Genomic DNA, 25,124 nt, shown 5'->3' on the forward strand with positions numbered 1-25,124 from the left:
TCACAGGATGATGTGCCACTTTTGTCGGCACCGTTGATTTTTATTTCTACGGCGCTTACGCATCTGGCGGGTGGTTCCGCGGGACGTGAGGGAGCTGCGATTCAGCTTGGCGGAAGTATTGCGAATCAGCTCGGAAGATGGATTCATCTGGATGAAGAGGATCGGCATGTGATTGTTATGTGCGGTATGAGTGCAGCTTTCTCCGCATTGTTTGGAACACCGATGGCGGCAGCTGTGTTTGCGCTGGAAGTTGTAAGTGTGGGAGTTATGTATTATACGGCATTGATGCCTTGTATGATCGCTTCATTGGTCGCATCTGGGTTTGCTGCCGGAATGGGAGTTACGCCGGAGGCTTTTCATGTGGTGGATATTCCGGAGCTGACGATTGAGACTGGCTTGAAAATGGGAGTTGTGGCATGTGGATGTGCAGTGGTCAGTATTGTATTTTGTATGGTATTGAACGGTGTTGCAGGGGTTTATACAAGATGGATTAAAAATTCGTATGTCCGTGTAGTTGTGGGTGCCTGTCTTGTAATTGGAATTACATTGCTTCTTGGGACAACAGATTATATGGGAGCTGGTGCGGAATTGATCGAGAAAGCAGTGGAAGAAGGGCAGGCAAGGCCGTTGGATTTTTTCTGGAAGCTGATTTTGACCGCATTGACGATGCGTGCAGGCTTTCGTGGTGGTGAGATTGTACCGTCGTTTTGTATCGGGGCAACGTTTGGATGTGTGATGGGAAACTGGCTGGGACTTTCACCGTCTATCTGTGCGGCATGTGGTATGGCTGCTGTGTTCTGTGGAGTGACAAACTGTCCGATCACATCGATTCTGATTGCATTTGAGATGTTTGGATTTAAGGGTGTTTCTTTTTATCTGATCGCGGTGTCTATCAGCTATGCGGCTTCAGGATATTATGGATTGTATAAGGATCAGACGATTGTGTATTCAAAGTATAAGGCGAAATATGTGAATAGGCATACGAGGTTTTAAATGAATAAGTAATGACTTTTACTGTAATTACGAAGAGTAATATGGGTAGTGAAGGATTGAATGAAGGAAAATAATTTGAGAGCAGGTGTGATTTATTGATAAATGCAATAAATCTCCTGCTTTTATTTTATTTTTTAATTTCTGATTCTTTAACTGCAAGAGTATAATGAAAGTTATAGTTTAACAGGATAAGAAGGACAGGAAATATATTTTTGAATTATTATAAGAAGGGCGGTGAGAAAAATGTATTATGTTGGAATTGATATTGGATCGACAGCTTCTAAAACGGTTGTGACTGGTGATAAGGAAATTAAATTTGTGCTTCCTACAGGTTGGAGTAGTAAGGAGACGGCTTCAGAAATTGCTTCAAGACTTCTGGCTGAAGGAATTGATGTAAAGGGTGAAGTGGTTCGAGTAGCCGCTACAGGGTATGGACGTGTGGCGGTGGATTATGCGGATTTTGTGATAACGGAGATTACGTGTCATGGAAGAGGCGGAAGAGAAATGGCGGGAAATGACTGCGCTATTATTGACGTAGGCGGTCAGGACACGAAGGTAATTCTGGTAGAGCAGGGGATGATCCAGGATTTTCTTATGAATGATAAATGTTCTGCAGGGACGGGCAAGTTTCTGGAGATTATGGCGAACAGGCTGGGAGTTACGATTGAGGAATTATTTGAACTGGCCTCACAGGGTAATGCGGTATCAATCAGTTCGCTATGTACGGTGTTTGCGGAGTCTGAAGTGATCAGTATGATCGGAGAGGGACGAAGCAGGGAAGATATTGCGGCGGGAGTGGTTCATTCTGTGGCAGAAAAGGTAGCTCAGCTTGCAAGGAGAAAACAGCTTCATGGGACAGTGATTCTTACGGGAGGACTGAGTGAATGTCCGTATTTTGCAGAGATTCTCTCGGAGAAACTGGAATGTAATGTCAGTGCTATGAGAGACGGAAGGTATGCAGGAGCACTTGGCGCGGCATTACTTGCAAGAGAGAAAACGAAATAAATGAAATAAAACTATATAAGAAAGAGAGGTACATATAAAATGGAAGTAATTAAAGATTTACCTGAAGTATTTGAGGAGTTTGCAGAGCAGAGGAAGAATTCATTCCTTGCAATTAAGAAGATTAAGGACCAGAATATTCCGGTTATTGGTTCTTACTGTACTTATTTTCCACAGGAGATCGCGATGGCGATGGGTGCGGCTTCTGTAGGTTTATGTTCGATGTCTGATGAGACGATTCCGGTGGCTGAGCAGACACTGCCGAAAAATCTCTGCCCATTGATCAAGGCAAGCTATGGTTTTGCAGTGACGGATAAATGTCCATTCTTTTATTTTTCAGATGTTGTAGTTGGAGAGACTACCTGTGATGGTAAAAAGAAAATGTATGAGTTTATGTCTGAGTTTAAAGATGTATTTATTCTGGAACTTCCGCATAAACAGACAGAGGCTGCATTGCAGTATTGGAAGAGTGAAATTATCCGATTCAAGGAATATCTGGAGAAGAAATTTGACGTGGAAATTACAGAGGAGAAACTGCGTGAAGCAGTTCGTATCAGTAATGAAGGACGTCGCGCATTGAAAGATTTCTATGAGTTGATGAAAATGGATCCGGCACCGATGAAAGGAGAAAATCTTTACAATGTTTTGTATGGAACAACCTTTAAATTTGACCGTTCTAAGGTTCCGGCAGAGATTGATGCACTGACAGCGAAGGTAAAAGAAGAATATGCAGCAGGCAAAAATGAAGGAAAGAAACATCGTATCCTGATCACAGGATGTCCAATGGGCGGAGCTACGATGAAAGTTGTGAAGGCCATTGAAGAAAACGGCGGCGTGGTTGTTGCTTTTGAAAACTGTTCCGGTGCAAAGAGTGTGGACAGACTGATTGATGAGAGTGATCCGGATATCTATGAGGCAATTGCGAGACGTTATCTGAATATCGGATGTTCAGTTATGACTCCGAATCCGAATCGTTTTGAGCTTCTGAATGAGCTGATTGATGAATATCAGGTAGAGGCAGTTGTGGAGATGACTTTACAGGCCTGTCATACATATAATGTGGAAGCCGGTAAGGTTGGCAGATTTGTAAGGGAAGAAAAGAAGATTCCGTATCTTCATGTGGAGACTGATTATTCTCAGTCGGATGTGGGACAGCTGAATACACGAATAGCTGCGTTGATCGAGATGCTGTAATTCAGGAGTGGGGTATGTGTATTTCTGTCAGTAGAGAAAGCTGAGTGTTAATATCCACTGGACGAATACATTTATCCACTGTGAATTATGTTTTGGTGAATAAGCTCAGAAAATACAAAGTAAATAATAACAGAAAAGGCATGCAAATCTTTTAAAAACAGAAAGAGTTTGCATGCTTTTTGCATTGCAGGAAAGATTAAGAAATGGTAAAGTAAATGCTGTGCTATAAAATTAAAAATAGGATTTTACTATAAATAAGTGGCAGTTACGGAGATTAAGGATAACGCTGCGAATGAAAAACCTATGAAAAATTGAGGGAAAGAAGGAGAATTTTACTTGGAAAAAAATAATCAAGGTACGCGGGAGGCGAATTCACTGGGACAAAATCCACTTGGTGTAGCACCGATGGGTGGACTGATCGCAAAGTTTGCGATTCCTGCGATTATCAGTATGCTGGTCAGCGCAATGTACAATATTGTGGACCAGATTTTTATCGGACAGGGTGTGGGAATGCTGGGAAATGCAGCTACCAATGTGGCATTTCCTGTTACGACGATTGCCACTGCACTGGCGTTGCTTCTGGGAATCGGAGGTGCGTCGAATTATAATCTGGAAATGGGAGCAGGACGGGAGAAGAAGGCCAGTGGGATTGCAGGTACGGCTTTATCTTCACTGGTAATCAGTGGTGTGATTCTTGCGGTGATTGTTCTGGTGTTTTTGAAACCGTTGCTGATATTGTTTGGGGCAACTACGGATGTGATGCCGTATGCGGTTGATTATACAGGAATTACTGCATTTGGACTTCCGTTTTACATTTTGTCTGTTGGCGGCAATCATGTTGTCAGAGCGGACAGAAGCCCGACTTATTCTATGACTTGTATTATGATAGGTGCGGTTATCAATACGATTCTTGATCCATTATTTATTTTTGTATTTGGATGGGGAATTAAGGGCGCTGCATGGGCAACTGTGATTGGGCAGATCGTTTCTGGAATTCTGGTAGTTGTATATTTTTGGAAATTCCGAAATATGAGTCTGACAAGTGAGATGCTGAAACCGAGAATGAGATACCTGAAGGCAATTATTTCACTGGGGCTTGCTTCCTGTATTAACCAGATTGCCATGGCAATTGTGCAGATCGTGCTGAATAATATTCTGCGTTATTATGGTGGAAATTCGGTTTATGGAAGTGATATTCCGATTGCGTGTGTTGGAGTTATTTCTAAGGTAAATCAGGTATTTATGGCTATCTGCATTGGAATTTCTCAGGGAAGTCAGCCAATCTGGGGATTTAATTACGGAGCGAAAAAATATGACAGAGTTCGACAGGCGTATTGTTATTCTGTAACTGCCTGTACGGTAATCGCAACGATATTCTTTTTATGTTTCCAGCTGTTTCCACACCAGATTGTGGGGATTTTTGGAACAGGAAGTGATCTGTATTTCCAGTTTGCGGAACGTTATCTGAAAATCTTTATGTTTATGACATTTGCAAATGGAATTCAGCCAATGTCATCCGGATTCTTTACATCTATTGGAAAGGCGAAGCTGGGTATTGTTATGTCACTGACACGACAGGTAATTTTCCTGTTGCCATTGATTGTTATCTTCCCGTTATTTATGGGAATTGATGGCGTGATGTATGCAGGTCCGATTGCTGATGCTGCGGCATTTGTGCTGGCGATTGTGTTTGCCAGAAGAGAGTTGGCGAAGATGCGTGGAGCGGAGGCGTAAGATACTTAAGAAATATAATAGAATAGCAAGAGTTTAACCGAATCAAGTAGCGAAAGCGGATGGCGAATATCCGATTGATTGTTATAAAAGCATATAGAATAAGAAATTTTTTATTTTAGTAAAAGAAAAAGTCCTTCCGAGATTAATGAGATAAGAATTTATCTGAAGCATCTGGAAGGACTTTTTTAATAGGAGGGTATTTTTAAGCTGCTTTCGATACATAGTTTTACACGGAATAACTGTTATGCAGTTTATTCGGAGAGACTTACTTGATTCGGCTAAAAAATATCCTGCTGTGTAAGATTATAAAACTGATCGAACAGTTCCACCTGGAAACTTCCGGGACCGGAGCTGTTTTTTTCTGCTTTTTCCCCGGCAATGCCAAATTCTGTAGCAGCAGATACGGCAGCAGTGAACGGATCGGTAACTGCCAGATAAGTAGCACAGATCATTCCAAGCATACATCCGGTTCCGGTAATCTGCGACATGGCAGGAGTGCCGCGCATAATGAATGTACATTTGTCGGCTGAGACAACCATATCTTCTTTTCCGGTAATAAGGAGTGTGGTGTTCCACTGAGCTGCTTTTTCCTGGAAGAGTTCCAGCAGGTGGGAACGGTTGGCGTCTGTGAGCGTATCCTGTGTACCTGCGTCGATACCGATCGCGTGAGCGGTCTGTCCGGACATCGCAAGGAGTTCGGACATATTTCCTTTTAGAAGTTCTGGCATATGAATGTTCATAAGTTTTTGCGCAAATTCATAGCGAAGAGTGCTACATGCAGTTCCTACCAGATCGAGCATGACTGGAATGTGAATGATGCCAGCAGTTTTTAAGGACTTCGGCATGGACTCCATACGGGCATCGGTGATGTTACCGAGGTTTAATGCCAGTGCCTGCGCGTGGCTGGTGATTTCGGCTACTTCCGCAGGGTGTTCTGCCATGATTGGGCGGCCTCCTGCCGCCAGGATGATATTGGCACAGTCATGGATAGAAATCGGATTAGTGATGCAGTGAATCAGCGGCTGTGCTGCTCTGGTGAGTTGTCTGGTTCTTGTCTGATTTTCGATCATATACTTTTGCTCCAAGGCTTTGCTGAAATTTGGCAAGCATTCCTGAGTGGCTTAATGCTTTCAGGAAGAAGTAGGCGATGGTACCGCCCATGCAGGTTGCTGCCAGAAACATTGGTGTGTAAAAGAATGCGTTCAGTCCACTTCTTCCCATAAGAAATGCCATGACAGGATAGGAAACCAGAGAACCGATAATACCGGTTCCGAAGATTTCACCGATCACTGCGCAGATGATTTTTCCATGGGATGCGCGGTAGAAAACACCGGATAAAAATGCACCGAATACGGCACCTGTCAGTGCCAGTGGTGGGATACCCATAAACATCATACGGATAATTCCGATGAGAGTGGCACACAGAAGTGAATACCATGGTCCCAGAAGTACGGAACAGACGATGTTGATCAGGTGTGCGGTCGGGCACATTCCCTCGATTCTCAGAATTGGTGAAATGACTACGCCGATGGCAACCATCATGGCGAGCATAACCATTCGGAATGTTTTTGCTCTGTCTGTGTTCATTGTGAACCTCCTTAAGTTGTAGAATATAAAAAATCTGCCGGAATAATACACTGGCAGATTTCGATTCATTCATACATTCCCTACGCTGGCATTATCCATATCAGGTGCGGTCGAAGATATATCTTCCTCTCAGCCTGTCACACAGGCTCCCGTTGTTATTATCCATATGCAAATTTTTTTACTGCTGTTAGGGTAACACAACAGTATGGAAAAGTCAATGAGAGATGATTGTAACCGGTTTTGGTTCGTGTTACAATTTAATCAAATCAAACAAGTAGCGAAGACGGATTGTGTATATCCGTCTGGTCTGTAAACTAGGTCAGGAGGATACGGTCATGGCGAAAAAATTTTGCATTACAGGAACTTGTGTTCCAGAGAAAAACTATATGGTAGATATCAGTGACAGAATTGACCGCATCACAAAAGATTACATCGAACAAGGACAATACTTCACGATAAACCGTGCGCGGCAGTATGGGAAAACAACGACTTTATTTTTACTGGAAAGAAAACTCAGGGAAGATTATCTGGTATTGAGTTTGAGTTTCGAGGCGGCAGATGAATATTTTGAATCTTTGACCAGTCTGGCAGAAGGACTGGTGCTTGATATTGGAGAATGTCTTCGGGAACAGAATGTTGCGGAGAAAACGGTAAATGACTGGATCAGCCCTCTTTCTGAAAAGTTTCCAATGCGTTCGCTTGGAATGAAAATCACATCATTGTGTAAATCATGTGGAAAAAAGATAGTTTTGATGATAGATGAAGTGGATAAAAGTTCTGATAATCAGATTTTTCTTTCTTTTCTCGGACTGCTGAGAGAGAAATATCTGAAATGGCAGCAGGGGAAGGATTCTACATTTCAGTCAGTGGTTCTGGCAGGTGTGCATGATGTAAAAACTTTAAAACTAAAACTGCATCCACAGGAGGAATCGAAGTATAACAGTCCATGGAATATTGCGGTAGATTTTCGCCTGGATATGAGCTTTTCAGTTAAAGATATTGAAAGCATGCTGAATGAATATGAGCAGGATCATCAGACGGGAATGGATATTCGGAAAATCAGCCAGCTGATTTATGATTATACAAGTGGTTATCCGTATCTGGTTTCGCGGATGTGCCAGATTATGGATGAGCGGATTTTGGGAACGGATGAATTTTTGACAAATGTGTTGGTATGGACAAAAGAGGGAGTTCTGGCAGCAGTGAAATTGTTATTAAAAGAGCCAAACACATTGTTTGATGATATGACGAAGAAATTGCTGGATTATCCTAAATTGAAAGAGATGATGCAGAGTATTTTGTTCTCAGGAGTAAGTTTTCCGTTTAAGAGAGAAACTCCGTTAATTGATCTGGGAGTGACATTTGGATTTCTTAAGGATAATCATGGAATTGTTGCGATTTCTAACAGAATTTTTGAGACACAGTTGTATGATTTGTTCTTAGCTGAGATGGCAATTAATGATGCGATGTATGTGGCGTCGGTTTCTGACCGGAATCAGTTTATTATTTCCGGAATGCTTCAGATGGATCTGGTTATGAAGAAATTTTATGAGCATTTTGAAGAAATTTATTCCGATAATGATCAGAAATTTATTGAGGAAAATGGAAGAAAATTATTCCTGCTGTATTTAAAACCAATCATTAATGGGACAGGAAATTATTATATTGAGGCGAGAACGCGAGATAATAAGAGAACAGATATTATTGTTGATTATAGGGGAAAGCAGTTTATCATTGAGCTGAAAATCTGGCATGGTGATGAGTATAATAAACGTGGGGAAAAGCAGTTGTTTGAGTATCTGGAAGCTTATAAGCAGGAGAGAGGATATCTTTTGAGCTTTAATTTTAATAAGCAGAAGAAGACAGGGATTCATGAGATAAGATACAAAGAGAAAAAGATTCTTGAGGTTGTGGTGTAGATGTCGGTTTGGTAAGTTTTATGTAGAAAGATTTGGAAATAAAATGCCTTGAAAATTTGAGAGGATATATTATATATACTCTTATATTCAAGGCATTTTGCTACTTTATACTTCTGATTACATTCCAGAAGGATTCAGAAATCGATAGCAGATTTGTCTGTTCCATAATTCTCCTGCTTTTGTAATGTGATATGGAAAGTCAAAATTGCCTGGGGCATCCAGGTAACTTTGAAATTCAAATGCAAGAGCACAGCTTGGGCTTGTGAGTTGATTATCTTTCAGCTTTATTCCGTTTTCAAAATAACCTCCAGAGTATATAACTGCGCAAGGAGCGTCAGATGTAATCTGAAGTTGAATGGAATTGTCTGGGGAAGTGCATGTCAGGTCAGGCGTATTTGGTGAAGACAACGGCATTGTAATTCTTTCATTTTTATCATGATTTGGACTATCATGGTTTAGGATAAATTCGTGATTAAATCCTTTGTTTCGTTTCAGCTGTATATCGTCCGGATATGCTTGCATCTGTTCCAGAAGTGATATGGACCGACGAAAATCAAAAGGTGTGTTTTTAACTGATACAATGCTTTCAGGAATGAATTCAGGTGTATTGCATATATATTTGTCTGCCTGAATTTGCAGTTTATGAGTTAATGCAGAACTTGAGTAATCACCGGATAGGTTGAAATATGTATGGTTTGAAATATTAAAATATGTATCTTTATCAGAAATTGCCTCATATCGTAAGGTGAGAGTATGATCTTCTTTTAGTGTATAGATGGCTTTTATTTCCCGTTTTCCGGGAAATCCATCCAGACCGTCTTCTAATATGATTCTAAAAACTACAGTAGCACTTTCTACTAAAGTATGGTTATGTTGAGCGGGACATATATCAGTGGTAGTTTCGATAGAAAAGGCATCGGTAGCATTAGTGTGAGTGGAATATTTATCGGAAGAAATCAGCCTGTTATCAAAGTTATCTTTAGTATCAATCTCAGCAGATACAAGTTCCCAGTTTTTAAAAGATGCATTATGAGATCCACCATGAAGAGTATGAGTATTATTTTCATTAAGAGACAAAGAGTAAACGCTGTCATTTATAGAAAGTTTCCCATGTGAAATACGTCCTGCGCATGGGGCAAGTGTGGCACCGGCATAGAGTGAATTGGAAAAATAAGCGGTATCCTCATCAAAAGCAAGCGCAATATTTTTTAAGCCACCATCAGAAGCAGGGAAAAGAATTTGACGTATGGAGGCTCCGATGGAGCATAAGGTTACAGAAAAACCGTCATTACAGGTCAGTCTGACAGTGATATATTGCCTGCATATATCAGAAAATGGTGATTTTTTAGTACTTTGACTGATTAACATATCAAATATTCCTCACTTTCATATTACAATTCAGATTGTACTTTTTTATTATGGTACATAGCCATACTGTAACGTAAAAACAGTATTTTTTCAAGAAAAAATAAAATGACAGTTATAAAAATGACGGAGAAAGATAAAAAAAACAAGGGAGAAACAGATAAAGAAAACATAATTGCACAAAATATAAATCTATAAAATGTAAAAAGTGTATAAAAACGAAAATCATTTCGTGAAATTATAAACAAGCTACACAAAAATAGCAATTTTTTTAAACTCCATAGCAATTTCAAGTAATGCAATACGGAAGCATCACGTCTATAATAAAACTCAGATAAGGTTACTGGTTACAGAGTGAACGGTAATCAGATAAGAGAAGGAGGGAAAGCACATGAGTAGTGTACTCGAGTTTAAAAATATCTCAAAGTATTTCCCTGGTGTAAAAGCGCTGGATAATATATGTTTCAAAGCATATGGCGGAGAGGTACTTGCATTTCTTGGAGAAAATGGTGCCGGAAAATCCACATTGCTGAAAGTACTTAATGGAGATTATCAACCGACAAATGGAGAATATCTTCTGGATGGTGTACAGAAACATTTCAGTTCCCCCCACGAAGCAATTCAGGAAGGAATCAGCGTAATATACCAGGAACGCCAGATTCTGCTGGAACTGAGTGTGGCTGAGAATATTTATCTGGGACGTATGCCATCAAAGAAATTTGGAATTATTGATAAAGCTAAAGCAAATCAGATGGCACAGAAAATTATTGATGATTTTGGGCTTCCAATATCGCCGACAACCAAGGTTAAAGATTTAAGCATTGCATATCAGCAGATGGTAGAGATTATGAAGGCATACAGTCGTGAAAATCTTAAAGTTATCTGTTTTGATGAACCTACAGCCAGTTTAAGTGATGCAGAGATTGACAGCCTTTTTGAAGTTATAGCGAAACTGAAAGCTCAGGGCAAGATTATTATTTATGTATCTCATCGAATGAAAGAAATTCAGCAGATTGCAGATAAAGTAGCAATCTTTAAAGATGGTCATTATGTAGATACAGTAATTACAAAAGAAGTTCCGGAACAGCAGCTGATCAAGATGATGGTTGGACGTGATCTGGGTGATATCTTTAAGAACCTGGACAGAAACGATAAGATTGGTGATGTTCTTCTGGAAGTTAAAGGCGTATCTTCAGATTATGTAAAAGAGAATTCCTTTGTACTTCATAAAGGAGAGGTACTTGGTTTCTCAGGTCTGGTAGGAGCCGGAAGAACAGAATTGATGAGAGCCATTATTGGCGCAGATAAAATGAAAACCGGTGAGGTTTATCTGGAAGGTAAAAAAATCGTAAACAGATCTCCGAAGGAAGCAATGGATAACGGTATCGTACTGGTGCCTGAAGACCGTAAACTGCAAGGTATTCTAAGTAACCTGAGTATTGCAGGAAACATCAATATTGCACTGATGGATAAGAATTCGAATAAACTTGGTGTGATAGATAAGAAGAAAGAAGCGGAGGAAGCTGACTGGGGAATCAGAGAGTTTAAAGTTAAAACACCATCCCCTGATAAAAAGATTGTAGAGCTTTCCGGTGGTAATCAGCAGAAATGTATTGTTGCCAGAGGAATTGCAACGAATCCGAAAGTCCTGATCCTGGATGAGCCTACGAAGGGTATTGACGTAGGTGCAAAATCAGAATTCTACAGTATGATCTGTAAATTTGCAAAACAGGGACTCGGCGTAATTCTTATTTCTTCAGAAATGCCGGAAGTTATCGGACTTTCAGACAGAATTATTGTTATGAAATCCTTACGTATTTCCGGTGAGGTAATGAGAGAAGAGGCTACCGAAGACAAGCTGTTAAGCCTGGGAATGATGGGGGAGGAAGCAAATGAGTAATATTGAAACTAAAAAAGAGAAAAAAAGCATTTTAAATAAAATCGGTGGTGATAAGCTGATTTTGATAGCAGCGATCATTATTGTATTTGCATTATTTACATTTTTAAATAAGAACTTTCTGACATGGGCGAATATGGTAAACCTGCTGGTTGCCGCTTCACTGGTCGGTCTGGTAGCGGTTGGACATACATATCTGATCATTGCAGGACAGAACGACCTGTCACCTGGTTCTCTGGCAGCTTTCTGCGGAACACTGGCAGCATTGTTACTTTCAAAAAATGTTCCGTTTATTCTTACAATAGCTGTTGTTTTACTTGCCGGTGTGGCAACAGGTTTCTTTAATGCATGGATGGTTAATAAGATTAAACTGGAAGCATTCATTGCAACTCTGGTAACACAGAACATTATGAGAGGATTTGCTTACATTATCTGTGATGGTAAACCAGTATCTATCAGTAATAAAGCTTATCTGACAATCGGAAAAGCAAGATTACTGACGATTCCTGTATCTGTATGGCTGATGATCCTTGCATTTGTAATTTTTGGATTTATCCTTGCAAAGACTAAATTTGGACGTAGCGTATATGCAATCGGTGGAAGTCAGGAGGCAGCAAGACTTGCAGGTCTGAATCCACAGAAAATTGTTACAAGTTGTTTCGTTATCATTGGAGCTTTGACAGCATTAGGTGGAATCGTATTTTCATCCCGTATGAACTCCGGACAGCCAGCAGCAAATATTAACCTTGAGTTTGATGCGATCACAGCTGTTATCCTTGGCGGTGTTTCCTTTGCCGGTGGTGTAGGTGACATGTTCGGAACGATTCTTGGTGTTATCCTGATTCAGGCATTTAATACAGGTCTGATTATGGTAAATGTTTCTACTTTCTGGCAGTATGTAGCAAGAGGTGCACTTCTTCTTTTCGCTCTGACATCTGACTTTATCCGTAAGCAGAAACGTGAGAAAGAGCTTCTGGAAGCAAGCATGAAGAACATTAAATAAGAGAAACTTTCACACGTGGGGTGTGACTGAATATAGCAAAACATATATATCCTAAGGAGGAAAATGACATGAAGAAAAAAGTGATGAGTGTAGTTCTGGCAGCAGCAATGGCAGTAAGTATGGTAGTACCTGCAGTATCAGCAAGCGCAGCAGATAAGCTGGTAGTATATGGAATTTATAAAGCCGGTGATCAGACATGGTTTATCGATGAAGGTGATGCGGCAAAGAAAGCTGTTGAGGATGCCGGTGGAGAATTCATCTATGTAGATGCTAAGATGAGTCCGGAAGAATATTTAAAAGCAATTGATAATGCAGTTGCAAACAATGCAAGTGGTATCATTACCTGTACACCTGACCAGACACTTTCTCAGGCAGCCGTTGATAAGGCAAAAGATGCAGATATTCCGATTGTTGCATGTGATGATGCACTTCAGGATGATGCAGGAGAGAAATTAGCTCCATGGGTAGGAATTAATGCTTATGCAATCGGACAGACAAATGGTGAGTGGATGGCAAATTATGCAAAGGACAATGATCTTGTTGGAAAAGATGAAGTTGGTCTTCTTATCATGACTATGGATACTGTTTCCAGCTGCGTACCGCGTGCAGAAGGCGAATATGATAAATTCAAAGAAGTATGCCCGGATTTCAATGAAGACAATATTTTCTATGCAGACTATGATGGAACTACAGATAAAGGAAATACTGCAGCAGCAGCTGTACTTACAGCAAATCCACAGATTACAACATGGATGGTAATGGGTGCAAATGAAGAAGGAACTATTGGTGCATGCCGCGCTCTTGAAACAGCTGGTCTGGATGCAAATGCATGTGTAGTAGGTCTTGGTGCTTATATGGCAAAAGATGAGTGGAATGACAAAGGTGCTGATGGAACATGTATGAAAGCAGCTGCTTATTTCTCATCTGATTCTGTAGGTCAGGGATCTGTAGATGTTCTGATGAAACTGATCAATGGAGATGACGTTGATATGGAAACAGCAGTAGATGCAGAAATTGTTACACCTGAAAACTACAAAGATGTAATGGGCGATGCTGCTAACTAAGAGATTATATTTTCAGTCTTTTATTTCTGAAAGATAATCGGTATCAGTTAAGAATAATGTTTAATAAAAAAAGAATCAGAGATTGCGAGTGGCAGTTTCTGATTCTTTTTATATTTGGTTCGCAGACTGGGACTTATTTAGTATCTTCGGAAGACAGAATCATTTGCTGCCTGTATTCACTTGGAGTCATATTTTCCCACTTGCGGAAAGTGGAACAGAAACTGCTTTCGCTGTTAAATCCTGAACCAAAGGCAATCTCCTTAACAGGGACATCAGGCAGCTTTAACAGGAATTTGGCAGAATTGATTCTTGTGGCAATAAGGTATTGATGAGGAGTGAAGCCGGTCTGAGCAGTAAACACACGCGAAAAATGAAAAGGGCTCATATTGGCATTTTTGGCAAGTTGTTCCAAGGTTAGAGGTTCGCTGAAGTGTTCATTGATATATGCCCGGGATTTTTCTACTACTTTGAAGTGAGAAGTGGTATTTCCGGAATATGCCCGGGTATACAATAGCGTATTAAGCATTTGCGTGATCATTTCTGAAGCTTCTCCCTCTTTCAGTGGTTTGGAATTACGAAAGACATGTAACATCTGATCCAGACCATTTGTAATGGGAAATGAATTGGAAGGAGAAATAATGTTTCCATGGCTGGCGGTGATAAGATCATAAAAATCTCTGGCGAGTGGACCGTCAAAATGTATCCAGGAAACTTCTGCGTCACAGTCAAAGCCATATTCGTGAGGAACGTAACAGTCAATAAGAACAACCTGTCCGGCAACAGCATTCTGAAGTTGCTGATCTGGAAGAAGAACCTGACAGGTTCCTTTGGCAATATACATTAAAAGAAAACTGTTGTATTGAATTCTGGAGCGCCAGTATCCTGGTTCATAGTAAAAATATCCGATTTCTTTCGGATAAAGATAAAGTTTGGAAGCAATCGTGCTTGGCTGATAGAGATAGTAATCAGAAGCGGGATTTACTAAGTTTTCTTTTGTTCTCATAATGACTCTCCTTATAGCAATTTTTTTAAACTCATAAGCAAGTTACAGTAATGAATATTCAGTAATTAACATATATAATTAAGCTATCACAAAAAGAAATAGAAAGCAATAAAAAAACATTATGAAAATTCATTGTCACAGGAAAGCTGGAATGAATTTTAGCTACGTTATTGAAAATGGAGTGGATAGTAACGTAGTTAGATTAATGATTTGTATTTTCGCAGTTGAGAAAAAGCTAGTGTACAGACAAATTGATACACTGGTATGTAAATTGGGAGGTAAGTAACATGGAAGAAGTAAGAATCTGGGAAGAGGAAGTAATCATCCCTACTTATGAGATCGGTGCAGCAGAAAAGAATCCGATTTTTTCTGAAAAACGAGTATATCAGGGAAGTTCCGGAAGGGTATATCCATATCCGGTTATTGAAAAAATAGAAGATGTCAAAAAGGATAAAGCATGGAAAGCTGTTTATCTGGAAAATCAGTATATTAAAGTGATGGTTCTTCCTGAACTTGGCGGCAGAATTCAGAGAGCATATGATAAAACAAATGGATATGATTTTGTATACTACAATCATGTAATTAAACCGGCACTGGTTGGTCTGACAGGACCATGGATTTCCGGTGGTATCGAATTTAACTGGCCACAGCACCATCGTCCGACTACATATCTTCCGGTAGACTATACAGTTACTGAACATGAAGACGGAAGCAAAACAGTTATGGTCAATGACGTGGATCAGATGTATGGAACAAAAGGAATTGCAAGTTTCACTCTGTATCCTGATAAAGCGTATATTGAGATTCGTGGACAGCTTTATAACCGTACGCCAATGGCTCAGACTTTTCTTTGGTGGGCAAATCCGGCAGTACCTGTAAACGATTATACGCAATCTGTTTTTCCGCCAGATGTACATGCGGTTATGGATCATGGAAAACGAGACGTATCTAAATTCCCTATCGCTACAGGTGTATATTATAAACATGATTACAGCGCCGGTGTGGATATTTCCCGTTATAAAAACATTCCGGTTCCGACCTCTTACATGGCAGAAAAATCAGATTTTGACTTTGTTGGTGGATATGATTACAGAGAAGAAGCAGGAATCCTTCATGTAGCAGACCATCATATTTCTCCAGGTAAGAAGCAGTGGACATGGGGCTGTGGTGATTTTGGTAAAGCATGGGATCGAAATCTTACAGATGAAGACGGTCCGTATATTGAGCTGATGACAGGTGTATATACAGATAACCAGCCAGATTTTACATGGCTGAAGCCTTTCGAGGAGAAAACATTTAAGCAGTACTTTATGCCATACAAAAAAGTTGGCTATGTAAAGAATGCAACGATTGATGCTATGGTCAATATGGAAATTGAAGGTAATGAAGTTTTCTTACGTGTTTATACAACCGGAGAAGAAAAGAATGCGAAAGTAGTTCTGGAGAAGAAAGATGAAGTAGTATTTGAAGAAACTGTTGATATTTCACCGGTAGCTGTATATGAAAAGAAAGTCAACGTTCAGGCAGAAAAGAAGACAGATATCACTGTCCGCGTATTTAACGCAGAGGGAAGAGAACTTGTAGAATTTACTCCACTTGAAGAGAAGATTCCGAAGATTCCTGAACCGGCACAGGCGGCAAAAGATCCACAGGAAATCCTGACATGTGAAGAACTTTATCTGACAGGACTTCATATTGAGCAGTATCGTCATGCAACCTATCTTCCGGATGATTATTATCTGGAAGGACTGAAGCGAGATGAAGGAGATATCCGACTGAATACAGCTTACGGTATGCTTCTGTTCCGTCGCGGTCTTCTGGAAGAAAGTGAGAAATACTTCCGCAAGGCACTGGAGAGAATGACATGGAAGAATCCGAATCCATATAACAGCGAAGCATATTATGATCTTGGTCTGACACTGTTCTATCAGGGACGTTATGACGAAGCATATGATGCATTCTTTAAAGCAACCTGGTCAAATGAACAGCAGGAAATGTCCTTCTATTTCCTTGCAGCGATTGCTGCGAGAAAAGGATTCTATCCGTTAGCTCTTGAATTAGTAGAAAAAGGTCTTGTGAAAAACAGCCATAACATTAAAGCAAGAGGATTAAAGGCAGCAATTCTCCGTAAACTGGGAAAAACAGAAGAAGAAAAAGAATGGCTGAAAGAGAATGAAAAAGTTGACTGTTTCGATTATGTATCTGCATATGAGGAAATCCTTCTTGCAGAGGTTGAGAAACAGGATGATATGAAACAGGCACTGAAAGCCCGTATGCGTAATTTCCACCAGAACTTTATTCAGGCAGCTATTGATTATATGGAGAGCGGATGCTACGAGGAAGCGCTTGGTCTGTTAAATATTTGCGATAAAGAATGGCCGATGCTGTATTACTATCGTGCAGAATGCCTGTATGAACTTGGAAAAGAAGCAGAAGCAAAAGAGATGATTGCAAAAGCAGATGCTGCAGATTCCTATTGCTGTTTCCCGAACCGTCTGGAGGACATTAAAGTACTGGAACTGGCAATGAAGCTTCAGCCGGAATTTCCAAAAGCTTATTATTACATTGGTAACTTATGGTATGATAAACGCCAGTATGAAAAAGCAAAAGAAGTATGGGAAAAATCAGCAGAACTGGACAATAATTTCCCGACAGTGTTCAGAAATCTTTCACTGATTTATTACAACAAGTGTCAGGAACCGCAGAAAGCGAAGGAAGTTCTGGAACATGCATTTGCGCTGGATACCACAGACAGCAGAGTATTCCTGGAACTGGATCAGTTATATAAGAAGTTAGATTATTCCGTAGAAAAACGTCTGGAATTCTATGAGAAATATCCGGAAACTTTTGAAGAACGTGATGATGTATTTATCGAATATATCACTCTTCAGAATTATATGGGAAATCATGAAAAAGCGTATGAACTTCTTATGGGAAGAAAGTTCCATCCATGGGAAGGCGGAGAAGGTAAGGCAACTACCCAGTATACCCGCGCACTTGTCGAAATGGCTAAGAAAGCAATCGTAAAGGAAGACTGGACAGAGGCAAAAGAATTACTTGAAAAAGCGCTTGTATATCCGGAAAATCTGGGTGAAGGTAAACTGGAAGGCTCTAAGGATAATAATATTAATTACTATCTTGCTCTGACAGAGAAAGCTTTTGGAAATGCAGAGAAAGCACAGCAGCTTTTCGCGGCAGCAAGTACAGGAACGGATGAACCGGCAGGAATGATGTTCTATAATGACCAGCCGGCAGATATGATCATGTATCAGGGACTTGCATTAAAGGAAATGGGTGAACCTGTTGCCGCAAATTCCAGATTCTATAAACTGATCAGTTATGGGGAAGCTCATATTTATGATGAAGTGAAAATGGATTACTTCGCAGTATCCTATCCGGATCTTCTGATCTTCGATGAAAACTTTACCCGAAAGAACAAAGCGCATTGTTGCTATCTGATGGGACTTGGAAATCTGGGACTTGGAAACCTGGAGAAAGCGAAAGAACATTTTGAAGAAACACTTCAGCTTGATCCGCATCATCTTCTGGCAAGACTGTATTTAAGAGGAATTGAAGGTGACAGTAAATAAATACACTCTAGAATAACAATAAACACAATATGTAACAATGATAAAAATGCCTTGCAAATATAAGAGAGTAATGCTAACATTACTATAAAGCATATTTCTCTTATATTTCAAGGCATTTTTGCTATCTTATAATTCTAACTACATTTCAGAAATCCATGCTTTTAAATCCAATTAATTATGACGAAAAGCAGGAGTACTGGAATATGGATTAGTACAATAAGTTCTTTACATTCCTGCAAAAACAGGAGGTGTTGCCTATGGCAAAAAGAAAGAACAGAAAAGTTACTTTAAAGAGGAAACGGCAGGAACATGGCGGTGTAGCTGCAAATCGTAAGTATAAAGATATGGTATTTCGTAAATTATTTTCAGACAGGAAGAACTTGTTGTCTTTATATAATGCAGTTAACGGGACTGCATATACAGATGAGACACAGCTGGAGATCGTGACACTGGAAAATGCGATTTATATGGGAATGAAAAATGATCTGGCGTTTATTATAAATACGAATTTGTTTTTGTATGAACATTAGTCAACATATAATCCTAATATGCCGCTAAGAGACTTGTTTTATATTTCTGGTGAGTATCAGAAACTGGTAAATTGGAAATATTTATATACATCTACTCGTATGAGAATCTCTGCGCCAAATTTTATTGTATTTTATAATGGGAAAGAGGAAAAAGAAGATAGCTGGATTGATTATCTGTCAGAGTCTTATGAGAATCTAACAGGAGAACCGAACCTTGAACTGAAGGTTATGAGCAAGTAGCGAAAGCGGATTGCGAATATCCGATTGACTACAAAAGAAAACTATAGCAATTCTATAAAAATCTATATCAATTATTATAGTAAAATTTTCAGAAAATAAGGTTGACGGAAGTTGACTTGTACAACATAATATAGATATAAACACTGTTCAGATAAATTTCGTACAGTAAAAACGAAATAAATGGAGGAATTTTTACATGAAGGTATTAAACTATGGTTCATTAAATGTGGATTATGTATATTCTGTGGACCACATTATTGTAGGCGGTGAGACTCAGCATTCGTCTAAGCTGGAAGTTTTCAGCGGCGGAAAGGGACTGAATCAGTCTATTGCTCTGGCAAAGGCGGGAGTTCCTGTTTATCATGCCGGGATTGTTGGAACAGATGGGGATATTCTTCTGGATGCATGTAAGGAAGCAGGGGTAGATACCAGATATATCCGCAGAATGCCGGTAAAAGGCGGTCATACCATGATTCAGGTAGATAAGAATGCGCAGAACTGTATTATTCTTTATGGTGGAACTAATCAGATGCAGACGAAGGAATTTGTGGATGAAGTTCTGGCAGATTTCGGAGAGGGCGATTACCTGATTTTACAGAATGAAATCAATATGCTGGACTATATTATTGACCAGGCTTATGAGAAAAAGATGAAAATTGTAATGAATCCGTCACCGTTTGATGATAAGCTGAGTACCTGCGATCTTAGTAAGGTGTATCTGTTTCTTTTGAATGAAATTGAAGGAGAGCAGATTACCGGATTTAAAGATAAAGATCAGATTCTGGATGCCATGGCAGAGAAGTTCCCGAATGCCCGCTTCGTACTGACATTGGGCAGTGATGGGGCAGTTTATTATGATGGGAAAGAGAAAGTTTTCCAGGATATTTTTAAGGTAAAAGCGGTGGATACTACGGCGGCCGGTGATACGTTTACAGGATATTTTATTGCGGCAACTATTGAAGGAAGAAGCATTCAGGAAGCTTTGAGAATGGCTGCAAAGGCATCTTCCATTGCAGTTTCAAGACCGGGAGCGACACCGTCTATTCCGGAAATTGGAGAAGTAAAAAAGGAGCTGGGAATCAATTAACATCAATTAACCATATAACCAGAAAATTTAACCGAATCAAGCAAGTCTCCTGCGGGGGTTGCGAGGAGCAATAAGCAGTGGGTGGGACTTGCTTGTATCAGGAGGGGTATAGGCCCCTCCTGATAAACTGCGGAGCAGTTATTCGGTGTAGAGCCACGTAGCGAAAGCGGATTGCGAATATCCGATTGAATGGGGATCGAAACACGATTATGTAACTGTACAGAAAGGCAGGTTAAATCTGATGAAACAGGAAAATTACATAAAGGGTATGATAATGATCATCCTGTCGGCGTTTTTCTTTGCTTGTATGAATGTGAGTGTACGTCTGGCAGGTGATTTGCCGTCAGTGGAGAAGAGTTTCTTCCGAAATCTGGTGGCGGCGGTGTTTGCGGCGATTATTCTGTGCAAAAATCGAACAGCACCGAAGGTTGATAAGAAATACTGGGGGCCGTTGATTCTTCGTTGTGTCTGTGGTACGTTGGGGATTCTTTGTAACTTTTACGCAATCGATCATTTATTAGTGGCAGATGCTTCGATTTTGAATAAGTTGTCTCCGTTTTTTGCAATTGTTTTTTCTTTCTTATTGTTAAAGGAGAAAATTAAACCGGCGCAGGCGGCATGTGTGGCGCTGGCGTTTATTGGGTGTCTGTTTGTGGTGAAGCCGGGATTTCATAATGCGGCATTGATGCCTGCACTGATTGGAGTGTGCGGTGGACTTGGAGCTGGAATTGCGTATACGATGGTTCGTGTGCTTGGGACCCATGGGGTGAAAGGCCCGGTCATTGTGTTTTATTTTTCCTTCTTTTCCTGCTTGTCGGTGGTTCCATGGATGGTATTTCATTTTACTCCGATGAGTATGAAACAGCTTGTCACATTACTGATGGCTGGGCTGTTTGCTGCAGGTGGGCAGTTTACAATTACGGCGGCTTATACTTATGCGCCGGCCGGAAAAATTTCTATCTTTGATTATTCACAGATTATTTTTGCAACGTTGCTGGGATTCTTTCTGTTTGGGGAGATTCCGGATAAATACAGTTTTACGGGATATGCGTTGATCATTCTCGCATCTTTGGGAACATTTATTTACAATATGAAGATGGCGAAAGAAAATGGTTGATGCTATTTTGGTGGTATAAAGTAGTGTAAGAGCTACGTTGCGAAAGCGAATGATTCCGCATGACATGGGAACAAAATGAGTAGGGGGATTTTGCGCTAGAGCGTGTTTGAAAAAGGCTTTCTGCAAGATGTGCGTCACAATTTGTGGGAGATTTTGTCCGATTAAGGGCGGCGTAGCGGGCTACGCCAACCGAAAGAGGGCAAAATATACCGCAAAGTGGGGCGTGCAGATTGCGGGAATGATTTTTCAAACACGCTCTAGTGTCTTTGGGAATATTCCTTTATAATATGGAAGTAGAGAGAAGTAAATAACCATATGGGTTTAGGATTAATTATGAATGAACAGAAGAAATATATATTAAGCCGTCTAGCGGAACTGTTGCGAATTGACATTTTCTGTCAGTCAGAGGGAACTCTGGTGGGCTGTCAGAGAAATTCTAAATTAAATCCCATTTTCAGCAGTAAACAACTTAGACAGAAATTAATGAAAGAGGCAGATGGACAGAATCTGCCTCTTCTTCATAAAGAGGAAGACAGTATTTATTTTATCTGCGTGAAATCGGGAAAGAAGTATTATTTTGCAGGACCGTTAAGTCTGGGCGCAGTGGATCAGTTAGTCGATGACGGACATGGTGGAAAGACTGTAAATGATGATTATCGTATTGCATATCTGCGTGACTATATCCGCGAGATGGGAGAGGCAATCGAGGACGGTGTGGAACTCTGGAAAGATATAAGAAAAAGAGCTTCTACTGGTATAAAGATGTGATTTCCAGTAATGGGGAGAAGCTATAAGCTGAACCCAACAAGACAGTTTGAAATGTAATGATAAACATAAAAATTGCGTGTCATATTCTCATTATTTTAAATGAGGTTGACACGCAATTTTTATGTTGTTAAAGCAATTCACTGCAGGCGGAGAATCCTGCAAGCAGGATTCCTTCCTGAATAAATTACATAGTATATTCTTCTGCGAACAGAATCGGTTTTACGAATTCAAGTTTTTTACCAAAGAATCTTGCGATGAAACCAACAAGAAGTGCTGCGATGATTGTTCCTTCTCGTACGCCATCCAGATGGTATGCGAAAACAAATGACAGAACCGCTGCGATTACTGCCATGGAAACATCAAACATAACCTTGGTGCTGCCAAATTCGCGGTTCCATGTATTCACAATTGCACGTACGAAGGATTCGCCAGGAAGCATTGCAACGTTTGCCAGAACTTCCAGATATACACCAAATCCTAAAATAAGACATCCAATCAGAAGATATACAAATTTCATGACATAGGTTTCAGGATTTACAGATTTCAGAAGAACCATGGTAAAGTCAATGAAATATCCAAATAAGATGGAAATTGGTATCTGCAGAAGGTGCTCCAGCTTAAAGTTTTTACGAAGGATACAAAGCTGAAGAAAAATTAAAAAGATACTGAAAAATATAGTGAAGTTTCCAAGAGTAAATGAAAAATTCAGACTCAATACATAAGGGATGGATGAGATTGGAGATGTTCCCAGATTAGCTTTTGTAATCAGGCTGACTCCAAGTGAGTTTACAAATAATCCAATAAAAAATATAAGATAGCGTTTTACTTTATTCAATATTTTTCTCCTCTTTTCGTTTTAGATTGTTATAGATTTGGGTAAACATTTTCATGAATGCCTCTCTGTCTGCCTCGGCAATTCCGTCAAATGCCTGTTCTTCGATTTTTTTAAATTCGTCAGATATTATTTTAATGGATTCTTTTCCCTGATCGGTAAGAAAAATGTGATAGCTTCTCCGATTTCCATTCAGTGTTTTTCGCTCAATCAGATTTTTTTCTTCCATGCGGTTAAGGATAGAAGTGAGGGATCCGGCTTCAATATGACATCCGGCGGCGATTTCTTTCTGGTTTGCACCATCGTGATGTTTCAGATAATCGAGCACCTTTGGCTGACCTAAGGTGAGACCAGTTGATTTGACATTTTCCATTAGCTTTTTTTGAATCAGCATCTGATTTGCCATTGACAGATAGTGAAATGATTCTTCCATGGGGGAATCTCCTTAAATATATTGTTATGTTTCAAACTGTTAGAATTGAAACGATTAGAATTATAACAATATAAAATGGGAATGTCAAGGGTATATTTGAGAGAATAAAACATTGCCAGAAAGTTGCAGGAATGATAAATTATAGTTGTTGTTCACTGGTAGAGAAATATGATATAGCAGTTCTTGATCTTTGTGGCCTGAAGAAGGAACAGGTTATGGATTTCGATGCATTTACTGCAAAAGTGCAGAAGGAGATTCTCTCATCCGGAAAGAGAAAAGAAATCTGTGGAAATAGGTTAATAACTAGAAAGGAAAGATGAGGAAAGAAAATGCAAAACGATTTATTTGAAAAGGCTCCTGTGCATAAAGCGTATTTCAGCTTTGCGTTGCCGGTTGTTTTCAGTATGGTGATCTCGCTGATTTATAACATGGCAGACACATACTTTATTGCAGGAACCGGAAACACAAATCTGGTAGCGGGTGTATCACTTGGCGCACCAATCTTTACACTGATGATTGCTCTGGGTGATATTTTCGGACTGGGCGGAAGCTCGGTGATTTCCAGATTATTTGGACAGAAGAAAGATGAAGATGGGAAGAGACTCAGCGTTTTCTGCTTTTATGGAGCGATTGTCTGCGGTGTGATCGTAGCTGCTGTTATGATGATTTTCAGAGCACCGATTTTACAGGTTCTGGGAGCAGATAGTGATACAATTGTATATGCGTCTCAGTATTATACATGGCTGGTACTTGGAGCACCATTTATTATTCTGGTGTATACACCGTCTAATCTGTTACGAACAGAAGGATTTGCAGTTGGTTCTATGACAGGAACAGTCCTGGGTGCAGTAGTTAACATTATTCTGGATCCGATTTTTATTTCTGTACTTGGTATGGGTGCGGCAGGAGCCGCAATCGCTACTGTTATCGGAAATATATGTACAGATATCTTCTATATTATATTCCTGCTGACAAAGAGTAAAAGACTATCAGCGAATCTGAAAGGATTTCATATCAGCGGGAAAGAATTGGGAGATATTTTTGCCATCGGAATTCCGGCGTCAGTTACGAATTTCATGCAGAGTTTTGGAATTGCTTTGATGAACAGATTTCTTTTGACTTATGGAAATGAAAAAGTGGCAGCAATGGGAATTGTCATGAAAATCAATATGATTGCTATGTTGATTTTGGTTGGATTCGCATTTGGCTCTCAGCCATTGATTGGATACAATTATGGAGCGGGAAATAAGAAGAGACTGCGGGAGATTCTGGCATTCAGCTATAAATTTGAATGTGCGGCAGGTGTAGTATTTGCAGCAGTTTTATGTCTGGCTGCACGTCCATTAATCTCTGCATTCATGGATGACAGTGGAATCGTCAGTGCAGGTGTTCCGATGCTACGCTTACAGCTTCTGGGAGCTGTGTTTACAGCAGTAACACTGGTAAGTACCTGTACATTTCAGTCTGCGGGAAAAGCATTGAATGCGTTTATCCTCTCAGTGAGCAGACAGGGCGTGATCTTTGCGGTAGTGATTTTTATTTTGTCAAAGACTGTGGGATATTATGGCGTATTGTCTGCACAGCCGGTGGCGGATTTCATTACGGCAGTTGTGGCAATTGTGCTGGTACGTACGAGTGTTTATAAAGAGATTCGGGAATAACAAAAGATATAAGCTATACTCCTGTGGGAGTAGGATAAGCATAACTTGGATGAGTTTATAATTGCTGATTTTTCTGGATTGGAAAAATGGAAGATCTATATGAAA

General features: G+C 40.0%; 22 protein-coding genes, 1 pseudogene and 1 riboswitch. Of the genes and pseudogenes, 16 read left to right on the forward strand and 7 right to left on the reverse strand.

The window, feature by feature from the left end:
• From AC058W_RS15665 to AC058W_RS15680, 4 genes are all read left to right on the forward strand, one after another.
• Nucleotides 1–993: chloride channel protein (locus AC058W_RS15665; RefSeq protein ID WP_479390297.1), on the forward strand; the 993-nt coding region annotated here is incomplete at its 5' end.
• A 243-nt stretch (nucleotides 994–1,236) separates the two neighbouring features.
• The gene (locus AC058W_RS15670; RefSeq protein ID WP_294441442.1) at nucleotides 1,237–1,998 is read left to right on the forward strand and encodes an acyl-CoA dehydratase activase; all 762 of its coding nucleotides are present in this window, start codon (nucleotides 1,237–1,239) and stop codon (nucleotides 1,996–1,998) included.
• Nucleotides 1,999–2,037: 39 nt separating this feature from the next.
• The gene (locus AC058W_RS15675) at nucleotides 2,038–3,189 is read left to right on the forward strand and encodes a double-cubane-cluster-containing anaerobic reductase (protein WP_117675925.1); all 1,152 of its coding nucleotides are present in this window, start codon (nucleotides 2,038–2,040) and stop codon (nucleotides 3,187–3,189) included.
• A 405-nt stretch (nucleotides 3,190–3,594) separates the two neighbouring features.
• The gene (locus AC058W_RS15680) at nucleotides 3,595–4,923 is read left to right on the forward strand and encodes an MATE family efflux transporter (RefSeq protein WP_118248032.1); all 1,329 of its coding nucleotides are present in this window, start codon (nucleotides 3,595–3,597) and stop codon (nucleotides 4,921–4,923) included.
• Nucleotides 4,924–5,201: 278 nt separating this feature from the next.
• Here AC058W_RS15680 and thiM read toward each other — a convergent pair whose 3' ends face one another.
• Both thiM and thiW read right to left on the reverse strand, forming a co-directional pair.
• A complete protein-coding gene (gene thiM, locus AC058W_RS15685; protein WP_117845913.1) occupies nucleotides 5,202–5,993 on the reverse strand; it encodes a hydroxyethylthiazole kinase in 792 nt (263 codons plus the stop codon).
• A complete protein-coding gene (thiW, locus tag AC058W_RS15690; RefSeq protein ID WP_117675929.1) occupies nucleotides 5,923–6,510 on the reverse strand; it encodes an energy coupling factor transporter S component ThiW in 588 nt (195 codons plus the stop codon). The genes thiM and thiW overlap by 71 nt, the downstream gene beginning before the upstream one ends.
• Nucleotides 6,511–6,569: 59 nt before the next feature.
• Nucleotides 6,570–6,673, reverse strand: a riboswitch (TPP riboswitch).
• Nucleotides 6,674–6,845: 172 nt separating this feature from the next.
• Between thiW and AC058W_RS15695 the strand changes: the two genes are divergently transcribed.
• Nucleotides 6,846–8,429, forward strand: a complete 1,584-nt coding sequence (locus tag AC058W_RS15695; RefSeq protein WP_118517012.1) for a GxxExxY protein — start codon at nucleotides 6,846–6,848, stop codon at nucleotides 8,427–8,429.
• Between the two features lie 117 nt (nucleotides 8,430–8,546).
• Here the strand turns inward: AC058W_RS15695 and AC058W_RS15700 are convergent, their stop codons facing one another.
• Complete coding sequence (locus AC058W_RS15700) at nucleotides 8,547–9,797, reverse strand: aldose epimerase family protein (protein WP_118517011.1); 1,251 nt, start codon at nucleotides 9,795–9,797, stop codon at nucleotides 8,547–8,549.
• Nucleotides 9,798–10,185: 388 nt separating this feature from the next.
• Here AC058W_RS15700 and AC058W_RS15705 point away from each other — a divergent pair, with 388 nt between their 5' ends.
• The 3 genes from AC058W_RS15705 (at nucleotide 10,186) to AC058W_RS15715 (ending at nucleotide 13,758) form a co-directional block, all read left to right on the forward strand.
• Nucleotides 10,186–11,694 (forward strand): sugar ABC transporter ATP-binding protein, encoded by a 1,509-nt coding sequence (locus tag AC058W_RS15705; protein ID WP_118517010.1) that lies wholly within the window; start codon nucleotides 10,186–10,188, stop codon nucleotides 11,692–11,694.
• Entirely contained in the window at nucleotides 11,687–12,694 is a 1,008-nt protein-coding gene (locus tag AC058W_RS15710) for an ABC transporter permease (RefSeq protein ID WP_117675937.1), read from the forward strand. Before AC058W_RS15705 ends, AC058W_RS15710 begins: the two co-directional genes overlap by 8 nt.
• A gap of 68 nt (nucleotides 12,695–12,762) precedes the next feature.
• Nucleotides 12,763–13,758, forward strand: a complete 996-nt coding sequence (locus AC058W_RS15715) for an arabinose ABC transporter substrate-binding protein (protein ID WP_117675939.1) — start codon at nucleotides 12,763–12,765, stop codon at nucleotides 13,756–13,758.
• 133 nt (nucleotides 13,759–13,891) lie between these two features.
• On the opposite strand, the gene AC058W_RS15720 is transcribed toward AC058W_RS15715, so the two are convergent.
• Nucleotides 13,892–14,761, reverse strand: coding sequence for an AraC family transcriptional regulator (locus tag AC058W_RS15720; RefSeq protein ID WP_117675941.1), 870 nt, complete (start codon nucleotides 14,759–14,761; stop codon nucleotides 13,892–13,894).
• Between the two features lie 287 nt (nucleotides 14,762–15,048).
• Here AC058W_RS15720 and AC058W_RS15725 point away from each other — a divergent pair, with 287 nt between their 5' ends.
• The 4 genes and pseudogenes from AC058W_RS15725 to AC058W_RS15740 all read left to right on the forward strand — a co-directional run bounded on the left by AC058W_RS15725 (nucleotide 15,049) and on the right by AC058W_RS15740 (nucleotide 21,325).
• Entirely contained in the window at nucleotides 15,049–18,351 is a 3,303-nt protein-coding gene (locus AC058W_RS15725) for a DUF5107 domain-containing protein (RefSeq protein WP_117675943.1), read from the forward strand.
• Nucleotides 18,352–18,608: 257 nt separating this feature from the next.
• A pseudogene (locus AC058W_RS15730) lies at nucleotides 18,609–19,109 on the forward strand (hypothetical protein); the annotation flags it as partial.
• 208 nt (nucleotides 19,110–19,317) lie between these two features.
• Complete coding sequence (locus tag AC058W_RS15735) at nucleotides 19,318–20,208, forward strand: ribokinase (protein ID WP_117675945.1); 891 nt, start codon at nucleotides 19,318–19,320, stop codon at nucleotides 20,206–20,208.
• A 241-nt stretch (nucleotides 20,209–20,449) separates the two neighbouring features.
• Nucleotides 20,450–21,325: a DMT family transporter gene (locus AC058W_RS15740; RefSeq protein ID WP_117675947.1), complete on the forward strand. Its 876-nt coding sequence runs from the start codon at nucleotides 20,450–20,452 to the stop codon at nucleotides 21,323–21,325.
• Here the strand turns inward: AC058W_RS15740 and AC058W_RS15745 are convergent.
• On the reverse strand, nucleotides 21,288–21,533 hold the full coding sequence (locus tag AC058W_RS15745) for a DUF6783 domain-containing protein (protein ID WP_334295145.1): 246 nt from the start codon (nucleotides 21,531–21,533) through the stop codon (nucleotides 21,288–21,290). The two genes, AC058W_RS15740 and AC058W_RS15745, sit on opposite strands and share 38 nt — an antisense overlap.
• Between AC058W_RS15745 and AC058W_RS15750 the strand changes: the two genes are divergently transcribed.
• Together AC058W_RS15750 and AC058W_RS15755 are read left to right on the forward strand one after the other, a co-directional pair.
• Nucleotides 21,486–21,611 carry a DUF6783 domain-containing protein gene (locus AC058W_RS15750; protein WP_334295146.1) on the forward strand — a complete coding sequence of 42 codons (126 nt, stop codon included), beginning with the start codon at nucleotides 21,486–21,488 and terminating at the stop codon, nucleotides 21,609–21,611. The genes AC058W_RS15745 and AC058W_RS15750 overlap by 48 nt on opposite strands.
• A gap of 29 nt (nucleotides 21,612–21,640) precedes the next feature.
• The gene (locus tag AC058W_RS15755; protein WP_445291950.1) at nucleotides 21,641–22,093 is read left to right on the forward strand and encodes a family 1 glycosylhydrolase; all 453 of its coding nucleotides are present in this window, start codon (nucleotides 21,641–21,643) and stop codon (nucleotides 22,091–22,093) included.
• Nucleotides 22,094–22,277: 184 nt separating this feature from the next.
• Here AC058W_RS15755 and AC058W_RS15760 read toward each other — a convergent pair whose 3' ends face one another.
• Entirely contained in the window at nucleotides 22,278–22,928 is a 651-nt protein-coding gene (locus AC058W_RS15760) for a YczE/YyaS/YitT family protein (protein ID WP_118137265.1), read from the reverse strand.
• A complete protein-coding gene (locus AC058W_RS15765; RefSeq protein ID WP_117675951.1) occupies nucleotides 22,921–23,358 on the reverse strand; it encodes a MarR family winged helix-turn-helix transcriptional regulator in 438 nt (145 codons plus the stop codon). Before AC058W_RS15765 ends, AC058W_RS15760 begins: the two co-directional genes overlap by 8 nt.
• Nucleotides 23,359–23,462: 104 nt before the next feature.
• Here AC058W_RS15765 and AC058W_RS15770 point away from each other — a divergent pair, with 104 nt between their 5' ends.
• Together AC058W_RS15770 and AC058W_RS15775 are read left to right on the forward strand one after the other, a co-directional pair.
• On the forward strand, nucleotides 23,463–23,678 hold the full coding sequence (locus AC058W_RS15770; RefSeq protein WP_279219948.1) for a DUF1284 domain-containing protein: 216 nt from the start codon (nucleotides 23,463–23,465) through the stop codon (nucleotides 23,676–23,678).
• Between the two features lie 9 nt (nucleotides 23,679–23,687).
• Entirely contained in the window at nucleotides 23,688–25,019 is a 1,332-nt protein-coding gene (locus tag AC058W_RS15775) for an MATE family efflux transporter (RefSeq protein ID WP_117675955.1), read from the forward strand.
• Nucleotides 25,020–25,124: the final 105 nt, after the last annotated feature.

The sequence above is a fragment of the Blautia sp. CGZ-1-C1 genome, assembly GCF_056504575.1.

Bases quoted from the DNA above. Each gene is read 5' to 3' on its own strand.
- AC058W_RS15670 (WP_294441442.1), top strand. From the start codon at position 1,237: ATGTATTATGTTGGAATTGATATTGGATCGACAGCTTCTAAAACGGTT.
- AC058W_RS15675 (WP_117675925.1), top strand. From the start codon at position 2,038: ATGGAAGTAATTAAAGATTTACCTGAAGTATTTGAGGAGTTTGCAGAG.
- AC058W_RS15680 (WP_118248032.1), top strand. From the start codon at position 3,595: ATGGGTGGACTGATCGCAAAGTTTGCGATTCCTGCGATTATCAGTATG.
- thiM (WP_117845913.1), bottom strand. From the start codon at position 5,993: ATGATCGAAAATCAGACAAGAACCAGACAACTCACCAGAGCAGCACAG.
- thiW (WP_117675929.1), bottom strand. From the start codon at position 6,510: ATGAACACAGACAGAGCAAAAACATTCCGAATGGTTATGCTCGCCATG.
- AC058W_RS15695 (WP_118517012.1), top strand. From the start codon at position 6,846: ATGGCGAAAAAATTTTGCATTACAGGAACTTGTGTTCCAGAGAAAAAC.
- AC058W_RS15700 (WP_118517011.1), bottom strand. From the start codon at position 9,797: ATGTTAATCAGTCAAAGTACTAAAAAATCACCATTTTCTGATATATGC.
- AC058W_RS15705 (WP_118517010.1), top strand. From the start codon at position 10,186: ATGAGTAGTGTACTCGAGTTTAAAAATATCTCAAAGTATTTCCCTGGT.
- AC058W_RS15710 (WP_117675937.1), top strand. From the start codon at position 11,687: ATGAGTAATATTGAAACTAAAAAAGAGAAAAAAAGCATTTTAAATAAA.
- AC058W_RS15715 (WP_117675939.1), top strand. From the start codon at position 12,763: ATGAAGAAAAAAGTGATGAGTGTAGTTCTGGCAGCAGCAATGGCAGTA.
- AC058W_RS15720 (WP_117675941.1), bottom strand. From the start codon at position 14,761: ATGAGAACAAAAGAAAACTTAGTAAATCCCGCTTCTGATTACTATCTC.
- AC058W_RS15725 (WP_117675943.1), top strand. From the start codon at position 15,049: ATGGAAGAAGTAAGAATCTGGGAAGAGGAAGTAATCATCCCTACTTAT.
- AC058W_RS15735 (WP_117675945.1), top strand. From the start codon at position 19,318: ATGAAGGTATTAAACTATGGTTCATTAAATGTGGATTATGTATATTCT.
- AC058W_RS15740 (WP_117675947.1), top strand. From the start codon at position 20,450: ATGAAACAGGAAAATTACATAAAGGGTATGATAATGATCATCCTGTCG.
- AC058W_RS15755 (WP_445291950.1), top strand. From the start codon at position 21,641: ATGGGTTTAGGATTAATTATGAATGAACAGAAGAAATATATATTAAGC.
- AC058W_RS15765 (WP_117675951.1), bottom strand. From the start codon at position 23,358: ATGGAAGAATCATTTCACTATCTGTCAATGGCAAATCAGATGCTGATT.
- AC058W_RS15775 (WP_117675955.1), top strand. From the start codon at position 23,688: ATGCAAAACGATTTATTTGAAAAGGCTCCTGTGCATAAAGCGTATTTC.